This is a genomic window from Mycobacterium sp. SMC-2 (assembly GCF_025263485.1).
Lineage (GTDB): Bacteria > Actinomycetota > Actinomycetes > Mycobacteriales > Mycobacteriaceae > Mycobacterium.
Genome location: NZ_CP079863.1, coordinates 2,528,594 through 2,545,176 on the forward strand (window position 1 = coordinate 2,528,594; position 16,583 = coordinate 2,545,176).

Annotated in this window: 17 protein-coding genes; 14 read left to right on the forward strand and 3 right to left on the reverse strand. The window is 69.3% G+C overall.

Features of this window, described 5'->3' with window-relative positions; translation table 11 throughout:
* Position 1: 1 nt before the first annotated feature.
* Both KXD96_RS11995 and KXD96_RS12000 read right to left on the reverse strand, forming a co-directional pair.
* Complete coding sequence (locus KXD96_RS11995; protein WP_260744756.1) at positions 2–745, reverse strand: response regulator transcription factor; 744 nt, start codon at positions 743–745, stop codon at positions 2–4.
* Between the two features lie 216 nt (positions 746–961).
* Positions 962–1,198: a CsbD family protein gene (locus KXD96_RS12000; protein ID WP_260744757.1), complete on the reverse strand. Its 237-nt coding sequence runs from the start codon at positions 1,196–1,198 to the stop codon at positions 962–964.
* Between the two features lie 373 nt (positions 1,199–1,571).
* Between KXD96_RS12000 and pyrH the strand changes: the two genes are divergently transcribed.
* The 4 genes from pyrH (at position 1,572) to rlmN (ending at position 5,023) form a co-directional block, all read left to right on the forward strand.
* The gene (gene pyrH / locus KXD96_RS12005) at positions 1,572–2,378 is read left to right on the forward strand and encodes a UMP kinase (RefSeq protein ID WP_260744758.1); all 807 of its coding nucleotides are present in this window, start codon (positions 1,572–1,574) and stop codon (positions 2,376–2,378) included.
* 14 nt (positions 2,379–2,392) lie between these two features.
* Entirely contained in the window at positions 2,393–2,950 is a 558-nt protein-coding gene (gene frr / locus KXD96_RS12010) for a ribosome recycling factor (protein ID WP_260744759.1), read from the forward strand.
* A 92-nt stretch (positions 2,951–3,042) separates the two neighbouring features.
* Positions 3,043–3,906, forward strand: a complete 864-nt coding sequence (locus KXD96_RS12015; RefSeq protein ID WP_260745340.1) for a phosphatidate cytidylyltransferase — start codon at positions 3,043–3,045, stop codon at positions 3,904–3,906.
* 22 nt (positions 3,907–3,928) lie between these two features.
* Entirely contained in the window at positions 3,929–5,023 is a 1,095-nt protein-coding gene (rlmN, locus tag KXD96_RS12020; RefSeq protein ID WP_260744760.1) for a 23S rRNA (adenine(2503)-C(2))-methyltransferase RlmN, read from the forward strand.
* Positions 5,024–5,030: 7 nt separating this feature from the next.
* Here the strand turns inward: rlmN and KXD96_RS12025 are convergent, their stop codons facing one another.
* Positions 5,031–5,285 (reverse strand): DUF2631 domain-containing protein, encoded by a 255-nt coding sequence (locus KXD96_RS12025; protein ID WP_260744761.1) that lies wholly within the window; start codon positions 5,283–5,285, stop codon positions 5,031–5,033.
* 97 nt (positions 5,286–5,382) lie between these two features.
* Between KXD96_RS12025 and dxr the strand changes: the two genes are divergently transcribed.
* From dxr to KXD96_RS12075, 10 genes are all read left to right on the forward strand, one after another.
* Positions 5,383–6,579 (forward strand): 1-deoxy-D-xylulose-5-phosphate reductoisomerase, encoded by a 1,197-nt coding sequence (gene dxr / locus KXD96_RS12030; RefSeq protein ID WP_260744762.1) that lies wholly within the window; start codon positions 5,383–5,385, stop codon positions 6,577–6,579.
* Between the two features lie 19 nt (positions 6,580–6,598).
* Positions 6,599–7,822, forward strand: coding sequence for an RIP metalloprotease (locus KXD96_RS12035; RefSeq protein ID WP_260744763.1), 1,224 nt, complete (start codon positions 6,599–6,601; stop codon positions 7,820–7,822).
* Positions 7,823–7,839: 17 nt separating this feature from the next.
* Positions 7,840–9,006, forward strand: coding sequence for a flavodoxin-dependent (E)-4-hydroxy-3-methylbut-2-enyl-diphosphate synthase (gene ispG / locus KXD96_RS12040; protein WP_260744764.1), 1,167 nt, complete (start codon positions 7,840–7,842; stop codon positions 9,004–9,006).
* 56 nt (positions 9,007–9,062) lie between these two features.
* The gene (locus KXD96_RS12045) at positions 9,063–9,917 is read left to right on the forward strand and encodes a GNAT family N-acetyltransferase (RefSeq protein ID WP_260744765.1); all 855 of its coding nucleotides are present in this window, start codon (positions 9,063–9,065) and stop codon (positions 9,915–9,917) included.
* Between the two features lie 143 nt (positions 9,918–10,060).
* Positions 10,061–11,875, forward strand: a complete 1,815-nt coding sequence (locus KXD96_RS12050) for a penicillin-binding transpeptidase domain-containing protein (protein WP_260744766.1) — start codon at positions 10,061–10,063, stop codon at positions 11,873–11,875.
* Between the two features lie 125 nt (positions 11,876–12,000).
* Positions 12,001–12,564, forward strand: a complete 564-nt coding sequence (locus tag KXD96_RS12055) for a DUF1707 domain-containing protein (protein WP_396878784.1) — start codon at positions 12,001–12,003, stop codon at positions 12,562–12,564.
* 27 nt (positions 12,565–12,591) lie between these two features.
* The gene (map, locus tag KXD96_RS12060) at positions 12,592–13,449 is read left to right on the forward strand and encodes a type I methionyl aminopeptidase (RefSeq protein WP_260744768.1); all 858 of its coding nucleotides are present in this window, start codon (positions 12,592–12,594) and stop codon (positions 13,447–13,449) included.
* A 79-nt stretch (positions 13,450–13,528) separates the two neighbouring features.
* Positions 13,529–15,028, forward strand: a complete 1,500-nt coding sequence (locus KXD96_RS12065; protein WP_260744769.1) for a cobyric acid synthase — start codon at positions 13,529–13,531, stop codon at positions 15,026–15,028.
* Positions 15,029–15,149: 121 nt separating this feature from the next.
* Entirely contained in the window at positions 15,150–15,710 is a 561-nt protein-coding gene (locus tag KXD96_RS12070) for an alpha/beta hydrolase (RefSeq protein ID WP_260744770.1), read from the forward strand.
* A 77-nt stretch (positions 15,711–15,787) separates the two neighbouring features.
* Positions 15,788–16,579 carry a gamma-glutamyl-gamma-aminobutyrate hydrolase family protein gene (locus tag KXD96_RS12075; RefSeq protein WP_396878506.1) on the forward strand — a complete coding sequence of 264 codons (792 nt, stop codon included), beginning with the start codon at positions 15,788–15,790 and terminating at the stop codon, positions 16,577–16,579.
* The last annotated feature ends 4 nt before the right edge of the window (positions 16,580–16,583 follow it).

Consider the following 16,583-nt stretch of genomic DNA (forward strand, 5'->3'; position numbering starts at 1 on the left):
GTCAATGCGCCACGGGGTGCGGGGCCGACGCCGTCGTCGCCCACATCGGCATCAGCGTCGACTCACTGACGATCCATTCCGGGTGCGGTGGGGTCGCCGCCATGTAACCCACGCCCCGGACGGTGTCGACCATCGACTGATGTTGCGGGCCGAGCTTGGCGCGCAGCCGCCGAACGTGGACATCGACCGAACGGACCCGACCGTTGCAGTCATAACCCCACACCTCGTGCATCAGGCGGGTCCGGGTGAACGGCCGACCGGCATGCTGCACAAGGAAACTCAGCAGTTTGAACTCAGTCAACGTGAGACCCAGGTCCCTGCCTTCCAACGACCCCGTGAAGCTTGTCGGGTGCAGCAGCAGGGCGCCGAACCTCAGACCGCCGTCGACGGCGCTGCGCCGGCGCGCGATCGCCCGCCCCAGCCGTTCCCGTAGTTCGTCCGCATCGGTGCCCAGCGGCATGACATCGTCGGCGTTCCAGTCGTCGTCGACCGTCACGCCGTCGGTCGGTGCCACAAGGGCCACCACGGCGAGCGCGGGGTCATCGGTCGTCAGGCGCCGACAGGCGGCCCGGGCCGCGGCGAGGTCGTGGCGGGCATCGACGATCGCCACGTCGCCGGAATGCGCCGGCCCGTGGCCATCACCGGTAAGGGGCGCGCGCCGCATGGTCCGCACAAACGAAGTCGGTGGCGGCAGAGCGTGATCGAAGTCGTCCGCGTCGGTCAGCAGTAGAACGTCCAATGCCATCCCCCGAAGGTGTGAATCTCGTCCCGGCCCTTTAGGCACCTCCCGGGAGATGTCTGCGAGCGCAGCGCTGGTTACCCACTCGCCGCGAAACTATGCACACTTTTTTCCGTGCCCCCGGAGCGTGTCCGACACGGCTAACCGGGCGCGATGGCGCCGACCCGGAAAAATCGATGGGCCCGGCCCGTTTCCACGGACCGGACCCATCTTCCCGGCAAGCTACTGATTGGCCTTCTGGCGCTCCTCGGCGGCCTCGGCGCCGCCTCGGGCCGCCTCGGCCTCGGCTTCCTTCTTGGCTGCGTCGCGCTGAGCTTCCGCCTTGTCCTGCTGGGCCTGGCCCTCGCGGGTCAGGTCGTCACGACCGGTCACCGCGCCGACGGCCTCTTTGGCCTTGCCCTTGACGTCCTCAACGACGCCCTTGACAGCTTCAGCAGGTCCCGAGTTGTTGTCCGCCATGGATCAGTTCCTCCTCGTAGGCGTACCTTGAGCGATCGCGCTCACTGCCGATCGACGGGGCGATCGGTCTGGTCATACGGCGAGGCTGGCCCTTGTTCTCAAGACCGCGAATTTCCCACCGCGATGCTGCGGATTCCCCGTGTCGGCCAGGGCTCAAACATCCGCCGACAGAAGGGTCGGAAGGGTCGGAAGGGGAGGAAACCCGGGCGGCCCTGGGCCTCGCCGTGGACGATCGCCGCCAAATGCCGTCCGGATCGCCAACTCTGCGCATAATGCACCCCGCCGGTGCCGCGTTGTGCTGCGATGAGGCAGGATGTGAAATGCCGTTCCGGATGAGGTCAGTCCGGGATGGCACTCTCATGCGAGGAGCCTGATGACGGAGTCCAGGGAGCCCCAAGCCGCCGCCGCGGCGGCCCGGAAGCCGGAGCCGACGGCACCGGAGAATGGTTCGACTGCCGGGCAGCCGCGAGTGCGGCCCCGATACTCCAGGGTGTTGCTCAAGCTGGGCGGCGAAATGTTCGGCGGGGGCCAGGTGGGTCTGGATCCGGATGTCGTGGCGCGGGTGGCCCGCCAGATCGCCGAGGTGGTTCGCGATGGCGTCCAGGTCGCCGTCGTCATCGGAGGCGGCAACTTCTTCCGCGGCGCGCAGCTGCAGCAGCGCGGAATGGAACGCACACGTTCCGACTACATGGGCATGCTCGGCACCGTCATGAACAGCCTGGCGCTGCAGGACTTCTTGGAAAAGGAAGGCATCGTCACCCGCGTCCAGACCGCGATCACCATGGGTCAGGTCGCCGAGCCCTACCTGCCGCTGCGCGCCGTCCGTCACCTGGAGAAGGGACGCGTGGTGATCTTCGGGGCCGGCATGGGGCTGCCGTACTTCTCCACCGACACCACGGCCGCGCAGCGGGCGCTGGAGATCGGCGCGGAGGTGGTGCTGATGGCCAAGGCGGTCGACGGGGTGTTCTCCGCGGATCCGCGGCAGAATCCGCAAGCCGAGCTGATCACCGCGATCAGCCATCGGGAGGTCATCGATCGGGGGCTGCGAGTGGCCGATGCCACCGCGTTCAGCCTGTGCATGGACAATGGCATGCCGATCCTGGTGTTCAACCTGCTGACCAATGGCAATATCGCCCGCGCGGTCGCCGGTGAGAAGATCGGGACACTGGTCACCACCTGAGGGGATGAGCGCAAATGATTGACGAGGCTCTCTTCGACGCGGAAGAGAAAATGGAGAAGGCCGTAGCGGTGGCCCGTGACGACCTGTCAACCATCCGAACCGGCCGGGCCAACCCGGGCATGTTCTCCCGGATTGTCATCGACTACTACGGCGCCACCACCCCCATCACGCAGCTGGCCAGCATCAACGTGCCCGAGGCCCGGCTCGTCGTCATCAAGCCCTACGAAGCGGGTCAGCTCGGCGCGATCGAAACGGCGATCCGCAACTCCGATCTGGGCGTCAACCCGACCAACGACGGCACCCTCATCCGGGTGGCGGTGCCGCAACTCACCGAAGAGCGGCGCCGCGAGCTTGTCAAACAGGCCAGGGGCAAAGGGGAAGACGCCAAGGTGTCGGTGCGCAACATCCGCCGCAAGGCGATGGAGGAGTTGCACCGCATCCGCAAGGACGGCGAGGCCGGCGAGGACGAGGTCGGCCGCGCCGAGAAGGACCTGGACAAGACGACGCATCAGTACATCACCCAGATCGAAGACCTGGTCAAGCACAAAGAAGGCGAGCTGCTGGAGGTCTAGCGGCCTCTCAGCAGCCAAGTACACCCAGACTCGTGGCAACCTCCGGCGCAGCCAGCCAACCCGACGAGCCGGCGCGTGAGGCCAAGAACACCATGCGGCAGCCGGCCAAGAAGACGTCCCGCGCGGGGCGCGACCTGCGCGCCGCCATCGCCGTGGGCGCGGGGATCGGCGGGACGCTCATCGTGACGCTGGTCTTCGCGCCGCGCTTCTGGGTCGCCATCGTCGCGGCTGCCATCCTCGTCGCCACCCACGAGGTGGTGCGACGCCTGCGCGAGGCCGGATACATCATCCCGCTCATCCCGTTGCTGGTCGGCGGGCAGGTCACCGTCTGGCTGACGTGGCCGTTCCATGCCGCCGGCGCCCTGGCCGGCTTCGGCGCCACCGTCGTGGTCTGCAACGTCTGGCGCCTGTTCATGCAGGACAACAGCAAGCGACCCGAGCCGTTCGCCGGGTCCCCGTCCGCCAACTACCTGCGCGACGCCTCAGCGACGGTGTTCCTGGCCGCGTGGGTGCCGCTGTTCGCCTCATTTGGTGCCATGCTGGTCTACCCCAAGGACGGGGCGGGCCGGGTGTTCTGCCTGATGGTCACCGTCGTCGCCTCCGACGTGGGCGGGTATGCCGTGGGCGTGCTGCTCGGCAAGCACCCGATGGTTCCCGCGATCAGTCCCAAGAAATCGTGGGAGGGCTTCGCCGGTTCGCTCGTCTTCGGCATCACCGCGGCGATCCTGACCGCGACCTTCCTGGCCGGCAAACCGCCCTGGATCGGTGCGCTGCTGGGTGTGGTCCTGGTGCTCACCTGCACGCTTGGCGACCTGGTCGAGTCCCAGGTCAAGCGCGACCTCGGCATCAAAGACATGGGCCGCCTACTGCCCGGCCACGGCGGTCTGATGGACCGGCTCGACGGCGTGCTCCCGTCGGCGGTCGCCGCATGGACGGTGCTGACACTCGTAGCCTGACAGGGCCGATACTGGACTGGACATGGTCCAAGAACTGGTTTTCTCCGAACCCCGCCCCAGCAGGCCGCCGCGGCACCTGGCCGACCTCGACGCGGAAGGCCGCGCGTCGGCGGTCGCCGCGTTGGGCCTGCCGCCGTTCCGCGCCAAGCAACTCGCGCATCAGTACTACGGCCGCCTGATCGCCGACCCCCGGGAGATGACAGACCTTCCGGCGACCGTGCGGGATCGGATCGCTGATGCGATGTTCCCGCACCTGCTCACCCCGGCCGCCGAGGTCAGCTGCGACGCCGGGCAAACCCGAAAGACGTTGTGGCGCGGCGCCGATGGGACCACCTTCGAGTCGGTCCTGATGCGCTACCCGCAGCGCAACACCGTGTGCATCTCGTCGCAGGCCGGCTGCGGCATGGCCTGCCCGTTCTGTGCGACCGGGCAGGGCGGACTCACCCGCAACCTGTCGACCGCGGAAATCCTGGAACAAGTCCGGTCCGCCGCCGTCGCCCTGCGCGACGATTTCGGCGATCGGCTCTCCAACGTCGTGTTCATGGGCATGGGGGAGCCGCTGGCCAACTACGCCAGGATGCTGGCCGCGGTGCGGCGCATCACCGAACCGCCGCCGCACGGTTTCGGCATTTCGGCCCGCGCGGTCACCGTGTCGACGGTCGGGCTGGCCCCGGCCATCCGCAAACTGGCCGACGAACGGCTCGGGGTGACGCTGGCGCTATCACTGCACGCGCCCGACGACGAACTGCGCGACACGCTGGTGCCGGTCAACAACCGCTGGAAGATCACCGAGGCGCTCGACGCCGCCCGCTACTACGCCGACCTCACCGGCCGCCGGGTATCGGTGGAGTATGCGTTGATCCGCGACGTCAACGACCAGCCGTGGCGGGCCGATCTGCTGGGCAAACGCCTGCATCGGGCGCTCGGCCCGCTGGTGCACGTGAATCTGATCCCGCTCAACCCGACGCCGGGCAGCGAGTGGGACGCCAGCCCCAAGGCCGTGGAGCGCCAGTTCGTTCGGCGGGTCCGCGCGCAGGGGGTTGCGTGCACGGTCCGGGACACGCGCGGACGGGAGATCAGCGCCGCCTGCGGACAGCTGGCCGCCGAGGGCGGGTAGCTGACGGCTACCTGATCCAGCCGCGCCGGCGGCCCCATAGGTCGCGGACCAGGACGACGAGCGCCAACGCGGCGAACCCGATCAGGAACCAGTTCTCGATGTGGCCGACGTGGTTACCGCGCAGCATGGCCAGCAGGAACACGATGATGCCCAGGCCGGTGATGCGCCAGGTGCGGTGATTGATCCGGCTCCAACCCCACGTCGCCGATGGCACCTCGACGGTGTCGACGCCGGTGAACTGTTCCACCTCGGTACTGGCCACGTGAATCCCTTTCCTCGCTTCTCCCAGCGATTCTGGCATACCCGTGGCGACGTCCCGCGGCCATCGCAATCGTCGCCCGGCGGGGCACAATGAGTGGGTGACAACCGCGACACCCCAAGGCCGCCTGCGTGTGCTGGTGCTGGGCAGCACCGGCTCGATCGGCACCCAGGCGCTGGAGGTCATCGCGGCCCACCCGGACCGCTTCGAGGTCGTCGGCCTTGCCGCGGGGGGCGCGAACCTGGACACCCTGCTGCGCCAGCGCGCCGAGACCGGGGTCACCAAGATCGCCGTCGCCGACGAACGCGCGGCGCAGATCGCCGACGTCCCCTACCGCGGCCCCGAAGCGGTGACCCGCCTGGTGGAAGACACTGAGGCCGACGTAGTCCTCAACGCGCTGGTGGGCGCCCTGGGCCTGCGGCCGACGCTGGCTGCGCTGGAATCGGGTGCCCGGCTGGCGCTGGCCAACAAGGAATCCCTGGTCGCGGGCGGTCCGCTGGTCTTGCGGGCGGCGCGGTCGGGCCAGATCGTGCCCGTCGACTCCGAACACTCCGCGCTGGCCCAGTGCCTGCGCGGCGGCGCCCCCGAGGAAGTCGCCAAGCTGGTGCTGACCGCCTCCGGCGGGCCGTTTCGCGGCTGGACCGCCGCGCAGCTCGAGGGCGTCACCCCCGAACAGGCCGGCGCCCACCCGACCTGGTCGATGGGCCCGATGAACACCTTGAACTCGGCCTCGCTGGTCAACAAGGGTCTCGAACTCATCGAAACCCACCTGCTGTTCGGCATCCCGTACGACCGCATCGAGGTCGTCGTGCACCCGCAGTCGATTGTTCATTCGATGGTCACCTTCGTCGACGGCTCGACCCTGGCCCAGGCCAGCCCCCCCGACATGAAGTTGCCCATCTCGTTGGCCCTGGGCTGGCCGGCCCGGGTGCCCGGCGTGGCGGCGTCCTGCGACTTCGGCACCGCATCCAGCTGGGAATTCGAGCCGCTGGACAGCGAGGTTTTCCCCGCCGTCGAGCTGGCCCGGTACGCCGGCCAGGCCGGCGGCTGCCTGCCTGCCGTGTACAACGCGGCCAATGAGGAAGCCGCGGAGGCCTTCCTCCAAGGCCGGGCGGGATTCCCCGTGATCGTCGAAACCATTGCCGACGTGCTGCACGCCGCAGACCAATGGGCGGTTTCACCCGCTAACGTGGATGAGGTACTGGACGCGCAGCGCTGGGCGCGGGAGCGGGCGCGGCGCGCCGTCGGACACGCACGGCCCGGCGAGGCCCCCGTCAACGCCTCCGGAATGGTGTGAGAAAGGTCCTGCAGCGGAGATGATGTTCGTTATCGGCATTGTGCTGTTCGCCCTTGCCATCCTGATCTCGGTGGCCTTGCACGAGTGCGGCCACATGTGGGTCGCCCGCGCCACCGGGATGAAGGTCCGTCGCTATTTCGTCGGGTTCGGGCCCACGCTGTGGTCGACGCGGCGGGGCGAAACCGAGTACGGCCTCAAGGCCGTCCCGCTGGGCGGCTTCTGCGACATCGCCGGGATGACCACGGTCGAGGAGTTGGCTCCCGACGAAACCGACCGCGCGATGTACAAACAGGCCCCCTGGAAGCGGATCGCTGTGCTGTTCGCCGGTCCGGCCATGAACTTCGTCATCTGCCTGGTGCTGATCTACGGCATCGCCTTGGTCTGGGGGTTGCCGAACCTGCACCCGCCGACCAGGGCGGTGATCGGCGAAACCGCTTGTGTCGCACCGGAAGTGACACCAGGGAAGGTCGCGGACTGCACCGGTCCCGGTCCGGCCGCGTTGGCCGGAATCCGCGCCGGCGACGTCGTGGTCAGGGTCGGCGACACCCCGGTGTCCACCTTCGATGACATGGCCGCCACGATCCGCAAGATGCACGGCACCGTTCCGGTCGTCGTCGAGCGGGGCGGCGACACGCTCACCACGTACGTCGACGTCACGCCCACCCAGCGCTTCCTGACCAACGGGGACAGCGGGCAGGGCGCTCAGGCGGCACCCGCGACGGTCGGCGCCATCGGCGTCGGCGCCGTCAAGACGCCGCCGACGCACTACGGGGTGCTCTCCGCGGTGCCGGCCACCTTCGCCTTCGCCGGCGACCTGACCGGCGAGGTGGGCAAGGCGCTGGTCACCATCCCGACCAAGGTGGGGGCGCTGATGCACGCCATCGGCGGCGGCGAGCGTGACCCGCAGACCCCGATGAGCGTGGTCGGCGCCAGCATCATCGGCGGCGACACCGTCGACCATGGGCTGTGGGTGGCGTTCTGGTTCTTCCTGGCCCAGCTGAACCTGATCCTGGGCGCGATCAACCTGCTGCCGCTGCTGCCCTTCGACGGCGGCCACATCGCCATCGCCGTGTTCGAGAAGGTCCGCAACCTCGTCCGGTCGGCGCGCGGCATGGTCGCGGCCGCACCGGTGAACTATCTCAAGCTGATGCCCGCCACCTACGTGGTGCTGGTGTTCGTGGTCGGGTACATGTTGCTGACCGTGACCGCTGATCTGGTCAATCCGATCAGGCTCTTCCAATAGTTGAAGGAATTAGAACAGTGACCATTGGCCTGGGCATGCCGGACGCTCCGGCGCCCACGCTCGCCACCCGGCGCAAGACGCGCCAACTCATGGTCCGCGACGTCGGGGTGGGCAGCGAGTATCCGATTTCGGTGCAGTCGATGTGCACCACCAAAACCCATGACGTCAACACGACGCTGCAGCAGATCGCGGAACTGACCGCCGCCGGCTGCGACATCGTCCGGGTGGCGTGCCCGCGTCAGGAGGACGCCGACGCGCTGGCCGAGATCGCCCGGCACAGTCAGATCCCGGTGATCGCCGACATCCACTTCCAGCCGAAGTACATCTTCGCCGCCATCGACGCGGGATGCGCCGCGGTGCGGGTGAACCCCGGCAACATCAAGGAGTTCGACGGCCGGGTCGGCGAGGTCGCCAAGGCCGCTTCCGCCGCCGGCATCCCGATCCGCATCGGCGTCAATGCCGGCTCGCTGGACAAGCGGTTCCTGGAGAAGCACGGCAAGGCCACCCCCGAGGCGCTGGTCGAATCGGCGCTGTGGGAGGCGTCGCTGTTCGAGGAACACGGCTTCGGCGACATCAAGATCAGCGTCAAGCACAACGACCCCGTCGTGATGGTCGCCGCCTACGAGCAGCTGGCCGCCCAGTGCGACTACCCGCTGCACCTCGGCGTCACCGAGGCCGGTCCGGCCTTCCAGGGCACCATCAAGTCCGCGGTGGCCTTCGGCGCGTTGCTGTCGCGGGGGATCGGCGACACCATCCGGGTGTCGCTGTCCGCGCCGCCGGTCGAAGAGGTCAAGGTCGGCATCCAGATCCTCGAGTCGCTGAACCTGCGGCCGCGCGGGCTGGAGATCGTGTCGTGCCCGTCCTGCGGTCGCGCGCAGGTCGACGTCTACACCCTGGCCAACGAGGTCACCGCCGGGCTGCAGGGCCTCGACGTCCCGCTGCGGGTCGCGGTGATGGGCTGCGTGGTGAACGGTCCGGGCGAGGCGCGCGAGGCCGACCTGGGCGTCGCGTCGGGAAATGGCAAGGGGCAGATCTTCGTTCGCGGCGAAGTGATCAAGACGGTGCCGGAAAGCCAGATCGTCGAGACGCTGATCGAAGAGGCCCAGCGGCTCGCCGCGGAGATGGCGGCCGGTCACGGTCCTGACACAACATCCAGCGGTTCGCCGATCGTGACCGTAAGCTGATGGGGGCCGGTTCCCTCTTGCCGGTCCGATAGTTCGCAGCACAGAGAGTTCGCCAGATGTCGGCTCCGCCCCTGTTCCGCCTTGTCGGCGAGCGACGAGTGTCGGTGGTGCGCGACGCCGCCGCCGTCTGGCGGGTGTTCGACGAGGATCCGGTCGGATCGTGCATGGTTGCGGCCCGGGTGGCCGACCACGGCATCGACCCGAACTCCATCGGCGGGGAGCTGTGGACCCTGCGCGGCGCGGAGGAGTCGCTGTGCTTCGCCGGAGCGAACCTGATCCCGCTGCGCGGCGCGCCGGGGGACATGGACGCCTTCGCCGACGAGGCGATGAGCGGAACGCGCCGCTGTTCCTCACTGGTCGGCAGGGCCGACCTGGTCATGCGGATGTGGGAGCGGCTCGAGTCGGCCTGGGGGCCGGCCCGTGACGTGCGCGATCATCAGCCGCTGCTGGCGCTGTCGAGGCACCCCAACTGCGACATCGACACAGGGGTTCGGCAGGTCCGGCCGGACGAGCTGGACGCTTACCTGGTGGCCGCCGTGGACATGTTCATCGGCGAGGTGGGCGTCGACCCCCGGCTCGGCGACGGCGGTCGGGGCTACCGGCGACGGGTGGCCAGCCTCATCGCGGCAGGCCGCGCGTGGGCCCGCTTCGAGCACGGGCAGGTCGTCTTCAAGGCCGAGGTCGGCTCGCAGTCGCCGGGCGTCGGCCAGATCCAGGGCGTCTGGGTGCACCCGGAGTGGCGGGGCCTGGGCCTGGGCACCGCCGGCACCGCGACCGTGGCCGCCGTGATCGTCGGGAGCGGGCGCACCGCCAGCCTGTACGTGAACAGCTTCAACACGGTGGCCCGTGCGGCGTACGCCCGAGTCGGCTTCGCCGAGGTGGGCACCTTCGCGACGGTGTTGCTCGACTAAGTCGGTCGGCACGTTCGCGGGCGTAACGTGGCGGCGGTTTTCGGCCGCCTTTTCCGCCGTGGCGTTACGCGCGCGGGCGTAACGATCGCGTCTCGGTGTGTCGACACCGTTGCGGAGAGCCAGGCTTCATAACATCTGTACCAATGGTCACAAAAACCCCATTGGTAATCGGCGCGGCCGGATTACTCCTCGCGGCCGTCGCGATGTCCGGCTGCACGCCGCGGCCCGACGGGCCCGGCCCGGCGGCCGAAAAGTTCTTCGCCGCCCTGGCCATCGGCGACACCGCCACGGCCGCCCAACTCAGCGACAACCCCAACGAGGCCCGCGAAGCGCTCAACGCGGCGTGGGCGGGGCTGCAGGCGAGTCACCTCGACACGCAGATCCTCAACACCAAGTACGCCGAGGACACCGGCACGGTCGGCTATCGCTTCACCTGGCACCTGCCCAAGAACCGGACCTGGACCTATGACGGCCACCTGAAGATGGCGCGCGACGAGGGGCGGTGGGAGGTCCGGTGGACCACCACCGGACTGCACCCCAAACTGGGCGAGCACCAGACGTTCGCGCTGCGGGCCGATGCGCCGCGGCGCGCCTCGGTGAACGAACTCGGCGGCAGCGACGTGCTGGTGCCGGGCTACCTGTACCACTACACGCTGGACGCCACCCAGGCCGGATCCGGATCGGCCCTGATCGGAACGGCGCACGCGGTCGTGGACGTCCTGCATCCCTTCGACGGCGCGCTGAACGATCCGCAGCTGCTCGCCGAACAGGCCAGCTCGGCGACTCAGCCGGTGGACCTGGTGACGCTGCATCCCGACGACAACGACAAGGTCTTTCCGGCGATCGGCCGGCTGCCCGGCGTGGTGGTCACGCCCCAGCCCGAGATTCTGCCGACGGACCCGCATTTCGCGTCGGCGGTGCTGTCCGAGGTGAAGAAGGCCGTGGTCGACCGCCTCGACGGCGAGGCGGGCTGGCGGGTGGTCAGCGTCAACCAGAACGGCGTCGAGGTCGAAGTGCTGCACGAGGTGCCGGCCGCACCGGCGCCCTCGATCTCGATCACGTTGGACCGGGTGGTGCAAAACGCCGCCCAGCGCGCGGTGGACACCCGCGGCGGCAAGGCGATGATGGTCGTGATCAAGCCGTCGACCGGGGAGATCCTGGCGATCGCGCAGAACGCGGGTGCTGACGCGGACGGCCTGCTGGCCACCACCGGGCTGTTCCCGCCGGGGTCGACGTTCAAGATGGTGACCGCGGGCGCGGCCGTCGACCGCGACATGGCCACCCCCAACACGATGCTGGGCTGCCCGGGCCATCTCGACATCGGGCACCGCACCATCCCCAACTACGGTGGCTTCGACCTCGGCGTGGTGCCGATGTCGCGGGCGTTCGCCAGCTCCTGCAACACCACCTTCGCCGAGCTCAGCAGCAGGATGCCGCCCCGCGGTCTGACGCAGGCGGCCACCCGGTACGGGATCGGGCTGGACTATGAGGTCGACGGCATCACCACGGTGACCGGGTCGGTGCCGCCGACGGTGGACCTCGCCGAGCGCACCGAAGACGGCTTCGGCCAGGGCAAGGTGCTGGCGAGTCCGTTCGGCATGGCGCTGGTGGCGGCGACCGTGGCCGCCGGCAAGACCCCGACACCGCAGCTCATCGCGGGCCGGCCGACCGCGGTGCAGGGCGACACCACGCCGATCAGCCCGAAGATGGTGGACGCGCTGCGGCCCATGATGCGGCTGGTGGTGACCAATGGGACCGCCAAGGAGATCGCCGGGTGCGGCGCGGTCTACGGGAAAACCGGTGAGGCCGAGTTCCCGGGCGGATCGCATTCCTGGTTCGCCGGATACCGCGGCGACCTGGCGTTCGCCTCGCTGATCGTCGGCGGCGGCAGCTCGGAATACGCGGTTCGGATGACCAAGGTGATGTTCGAGTCGCTGCCGCCGGATTTCCTGGCCTGACGCCGGCGCGGTCGGCCGAGCGTCCGCAGAATGCCGCCCGCAACGGCGTGTCGCCGTACAAACACGGACGCTCGCGCGGCCCGCGGCGGCGGTAAATTGCGAGAGTGAGCGAGTCCGGGGAAGAGATGGTGGCGTTGCGGGTCTCGGACGCCGACCGCAACGGCACGATGCGGCGACTGCACAACGCCGTCGCGCTCGGGCTGATCGACATCGACGAGTTCGAGCAGCGTTCGTCGCAGGTGTCCTACGCGCGCACCCGGTTAGAGCTGGACGGGCTGGTCGGCGACCTGCCCGGCCCGGGCGCGATCGTCACGTCCGCGGCTGACCGGGTCGAGCTGCGTGGCTGGGCCGGCTCGCTCAAACGCCACGGGGAATGGACGGTGCCCACCCGCCTGGCGCTGGTCCGCCGGCTGGGCTCCATCGAACTGGACCTCACCAAGGCCCGGTTTGCGGGCCCGGTCGTGGTCATCGAACTCGACATGCGGTTCGGCTCGGTGGACATCCGATTGCCCGACGGCGCCAGCGCGTCGATCGACGACGTGGAGGTCTACGTGGGCAGCGCCCGCGACCGCCGCAAGGCCGCGCCGGGCGAAGGGCGCCCGCACGTCGTGCTGACGGGACGAGTGGTGTGCGGCTCGGTGATCATCCGGGGGCCGCGGCGCTCGTTGATCCGCGGCCGCTTCGGCTGATCGAGCCGGCTGATTAAGCTGGTCGCCATGCCTGCTCGCACCGCGCTTTCCCCCGGAGAGTTGTCCCCGACTCTGCCGGTGCCCGCGCGCATCCCCCGTCCGGAATACGCCTGGAAGGCGAGCGTGCGCGAGGGCAGCGAGCCGTGGGTGCAGACACCGGAGGTGATCGAGAAGATGCGGGTCGCCGGCCGGATCGCGGCCGGCGCGCTGGCCGAGGCGGGCAAAGCGGTGGCGCCCGGGGTGACGACCGACGAACTGGACCGGATCGCCCACGAGTACATGGTCGACCACGGTGCCTACCCGTCGACCCTGGGCTACAAGGGCTACCCGAAGTCGTGCTGCACGTCGCTCAACGAGGTCATCTGCCACGGCATCCCGGACTCGACGGTGATCGAAGACGGCGACATCGTCAACATCGACGTCACCGCCTACATCGACGGGGTGCACGGCGACACCAACGCGACGTTCCTGGCCGGCGACGTCGCGCAAGAGCACCGGCTGCTCGTCGAGCGGACCCGAGAGGCGACGATGCGCGCGATCAACGCCGTCAAGCCGGGGCGGGCGCTGTCGGTCGTCGGCCGCGTGATCGAGGCGTACGCGAACCGGTTCGGCTACAACGTGGTTCGCGACTTCACCGGTCACGGCATCGGCACCACGTTCCACAACGGCCTGGTCGTGCTGCACTACGACCAGCCCTCGGTCACGACCATCATGCAGCCGGGGATGACGTTCACCATCGAACCGATGGTCAACCTCGGCGGCCTGGACTACGAGATCTGGGACGACGGCTGGACCGTGGTCACCAAGGACCGCAAGTGGACCGCGCAGTTCGAGCACACCCTGCTGGTGACCGACACCGGCGTCGAGATCCTCACGCTGCCGTGACGCTCGGAGGCGAGCAGACGCAAAAGCTCACATTTGGACCCCAAATTGGGACGCTTTTGCGTCTGCTCGCCGTGAATCGGTGAGCGGGGCGCTGCTGGTCGCCGGCACCAGTTCCGACGCCGGGAAGTCGGTGGTGGTCGCGGGCTTGTGCCGGTTGTTGGCGAGCCGCGGGGTTCGGGTGGCGCCGTTCAAGGCGCAGAACATGTCCAACAATTCCGTGGTCACCGTCGAAGGCGGCGAAATCGGCCGGGCCCAGGCGCTGCAGGCGCGGGCGGCGGGGTTGGAGCCCAGCGTCCGGTTCAACCCGATCCTGCTCAAGCCGGGCAGCGACCGGGCCTCGCAACTGGTGATCCGGGGGCAGGTCGCCGATTCGGTCACGGCGGCAAGCTATGTGCGGCACCGCGACCGCCTCGCGGCCATCGTTGCAGACGAATTGTCTTGCTTGCGTGGCGAATTCGATGCCGTCATCTGTGAGGGGGCTGGCTCGCCCGCCGAAATCAATTTGCGTGCCACGGATTTGGCGAACATGGGATTGGCCAGGGCCGCGAACCTACCCGTGATCGTGGTGGGTGACATCGACCGCGGCGGGCTGCTCGCCCATCTGTTCGGGACGGTCGCGGTGCTCGAGCCCGACGACCAGGCGCTGATCGCCGGCTTCGTGGTCAACAAGTTCCGCGGCGACCCCGCCCTGCTGGAACCCGGACTGCGGCAACTGCAGGCGATGACCGGCCGTCCGACCTACGGGGTGCTGCCCTACGCCGACGAGCTCTGGCTCGACGCGGAGGACTCGCTGTCGGTGGTGGCGCACCGCGTCGTCGGCACCCCGGCGCCGCCGCGCGGCGACGAGTGGCTGCGGGTGGCCGCGATCCGCCTGCCCCGGATCTCCAACTCCACCGATGTCGAGGCGCTGGCGTGTGAGCCCGGCGTTCTGGTGCGCTGGGTCACCGACCCCGCCGACCTGGCTGACACGGACCTGATTGTCATTCCCGGGAGCAGGGCCACCGTCGCCGACCTGTCCTGGTTGCGCGATCACGGCCTGGCCGAGGCGATCACCGGGCACGCCGCAGCCGGCAAGCCGGTGCTGGGTATCTGCGGCGGCTTTCAGATGCTGTGCCGGCGCATCGACGACAGGGTGGAATCCGGGTGCGGCGAAGTCGCCGGGCTGGGGCTGCTGGACGCCGACATCGTCTTCGGCGAGCCCAAAATTCTGCGCCGCTGGCCGCCGCCGCTCGCCGGATACGAAATCCACCACGGCCGGGTGGCGCGGTGCGCCGAGGAGAGCTGGTTCGGCGCGCAGGGTGGGCGCGACGGTCTGGTCCGCGGCGCGGTCTTCGGCACCCACTGGCACGGCCTGCTCGACAACGACGACTTCCGCCGCGCATGGCTCATCCGCGTTGCGGCCGCGGCCGGCCGCGACGGGTTCGTCGTCGCCGACACCGACGTCTCCGCGCGACGCGACGCGCAGCTGGACACGATCGCCGACCTGCTGGCTTCCCATCTCGACGTCGACGCGGTTCTGGGCCTGCTCGACGGTCCGCCGCCGCGCCGGCCGCGCATCGCAAGTCGGTTGCGGCCCTAGGGGATTCGCCGGGCCGCGTCGGCGTGCGGGTCGAATTGACGGTGACGCAAAACCCGTTGGGCGCGCGTACAATTCGAGAAAATCGTCGCGCGCGCAGGCCGATTGGCGGTAGCGTGCATCAATGCCCTCGATGATGACCACGCTGGACGGTTTCCCCGTCCCGGTAGCCGTGGCTGGTCCGGAGCAGGGCGTGGTGGTCGTGATCCTGGGGGACGAAGACCGAGTTCCCGCCGCGTACGACGCGGTCTGCGAGCGTCTGCACACCGCGTCGCTTCGGACGGTCGTCATCGGGCTCGAGCCGCGCCTGACGCCGAAGTCGGTGATCGGCATCCTCGACGCACTGGGAATCGGGTGGGCCGTGGTGGTGGGCGACCGTGCGGGCGGCGAATTGGCCTGGGAACTGGCGGCGACCAAGCTGGGCCGGTTCGTGGGCCTGGTGGTGATCGACCGCGGGCACCCGCGGGTGGCCGACCGCGACGGCGTGGTTCACGACGAACACTGCCCCCCGGTGGAGATCGGCACCACGGTCCTGGTGAGCTCCCCGGCGGCGCGTGCGGTGGCCCGCGCCAGCCAGCAGCATGTCTACGCCGAATACCGCGTGGTGCACCTGGGCAGGCGCACGGTGCAGGAGTCGACGGCACAGTTGGCCGCCGAGATCGTGTTGCGCACCAGTACCTGGTAGTCGCCGACTGGCACACCGAACCCCAACTCGCACAAGCGGTTCGCCGCGGGCGGCAGGGATCGTGGCGAGGCGGTAGCGTGTCGAGCGGGGAGGGGAGTCGGTGGCGATCATCGATCGGGAAAGGATGCGCGGTGGTGAACGCCTCTGGGCGCCCGGTGGTGGGCCTGACCTCCTACCTGGAGCGGGTGCAGGCCGGGATCTTCGACATGCCCGCGGGTTATCTGCCAGCCGATTACTTCCAGGGGGTCGTGCTGGCCGGGGGTGCCGCGGTGCTGCTCCCGCCGCAACCGGCGGAACCGGAGACGGTCGGCTCTATCCTCGACAACCTGCACGCGCTGGTGATCACCGGCGGCTACGACGTGGACCCCGCCGCGTATGGCCAGCAACCGCACCCGAGCAGCGATTCGCCGCGCTCCGCCCGCGACGCCTGGGAGTTCGCGTTGCTCCGCGGCGCGCTGGACCGGGGCCTGCCGGTGCTGGGCATCTGCCGCGGCGCGCAGGTGCTCAACGTGGCGCTCGGCGGGACCCTGCACCAGCACCTGCCCGACGTCCTCGGGCACGACGGGCATCGCGCGGGCAATGGCGTGTTCACCAGGTTGCCGGTGCGCACCGTCGCGGGTAGCCGGCTGGCCGCGCTGGTCGGGGAGTCCACCACCGCGCCGTGCTATCACCACCAGGCGATCGACGAAATCGGTGAGGGCCTGGTGGTCAGCGCCAGGGACCCCGACGGCGTGATCGAGGCGGTGGAGCTGCCCGGGGACAGCTTTGTGCTTGCGGTGCAATGGCATCCGGAACAATCCCTGGACGACTTGCGCCTCTTCGCTGCGATCGTCGACGCCGCGCGGTCGTACGCCGGGCGCGCAAGCTGACGCG

Excerpts from the sequence above, each read along its gene's own strand:
- KXD96_RS12050 (WP_260744766.1), top strand. The coding sequence starts at position 10,061 with ATGGTCACAAAAACCCCATTGGTAATCGGCGCGGCCGGATTACTCCTC.
- frr (WP_260744759.1), top strand. The coding sequence starts at position 2,393 with ATGATTGACGAGGCTCTCTTCGACGCGGAAGAGAAAATGGAGAAGGCC.
- KXD96_RS12070 (WP_260744770.1), top strand. The coding sequence starts at position 15,150 with ATGCCCTCGATGATGACCACGCTGGACGGTTTCCCCGTCCCGGTAGCC.
- KXD96_RS12000 (WP_260744757.1), bottom strand. The coding sequence starts at position 1,198 with ATGGCGGACAACAACTCGGGACCTGCTGAAGCTGTCAAGGGCGTCGTT.
- KXD96_RS12035 (WP_260744763.1), top strand. The coding sequence starts at position 6,599 with ATGATGTTCGTTATCGGCATTGTGCTGTTCGCCCTTGCCATCCTGATC.
- rlmN (WP_260744760.1), top strand. The coding sequence starts at position 3,929 with ATGGTCCAAGAACTGGTTTTCTCCGAACCCCGCCCCAGCAGGCCGCCG.
- pyrH (WP_260744758.1), top strand. The coding sequence starts at position 1,572 with ATGACGGAGTCCAGGGAGCCCCAAGCCGCCGCCGCGGCGGCCCGGAAG.
- KXD96_RS12055 (WP_396878784.1), top strand. The coding sequence starts at position 12,001 with ATGGTGGCGTTGCGGGTCTCGGACGCCGACCGCAACGGCACGATGCGG.
- map (WP_260744768.1), top strand. The coding sequence starts at position 12,592 with ATGCCTGCTCGCACCGCGCTTTCCCCCGGAGAGTTGTCCCCGACTCTG.
- KXD96_RS12045 (WP_260744765.1), top strand. The coding sequence starts at position 9,063 with ATGTCGGCTCCGCCCCTGTTCCGCCTTGTCGGCGAGCGACGAGTGTCG.
- KXD96_RS11995 (WP_260744756.1), bottom strand. The coding sequence starts at position 745 with ATGGCATTGGACGTTCTACTGCTGACCGACGCGGACGACTTCGATCAC.
- KXD96_RS12015 (WP_260745340.1), top strand. The coding sequence starts at position 3,043 with ATGCGGCAGCCGGCCAAGAAGACGTCCCGCGCGGGGCGCGACCTGCGC.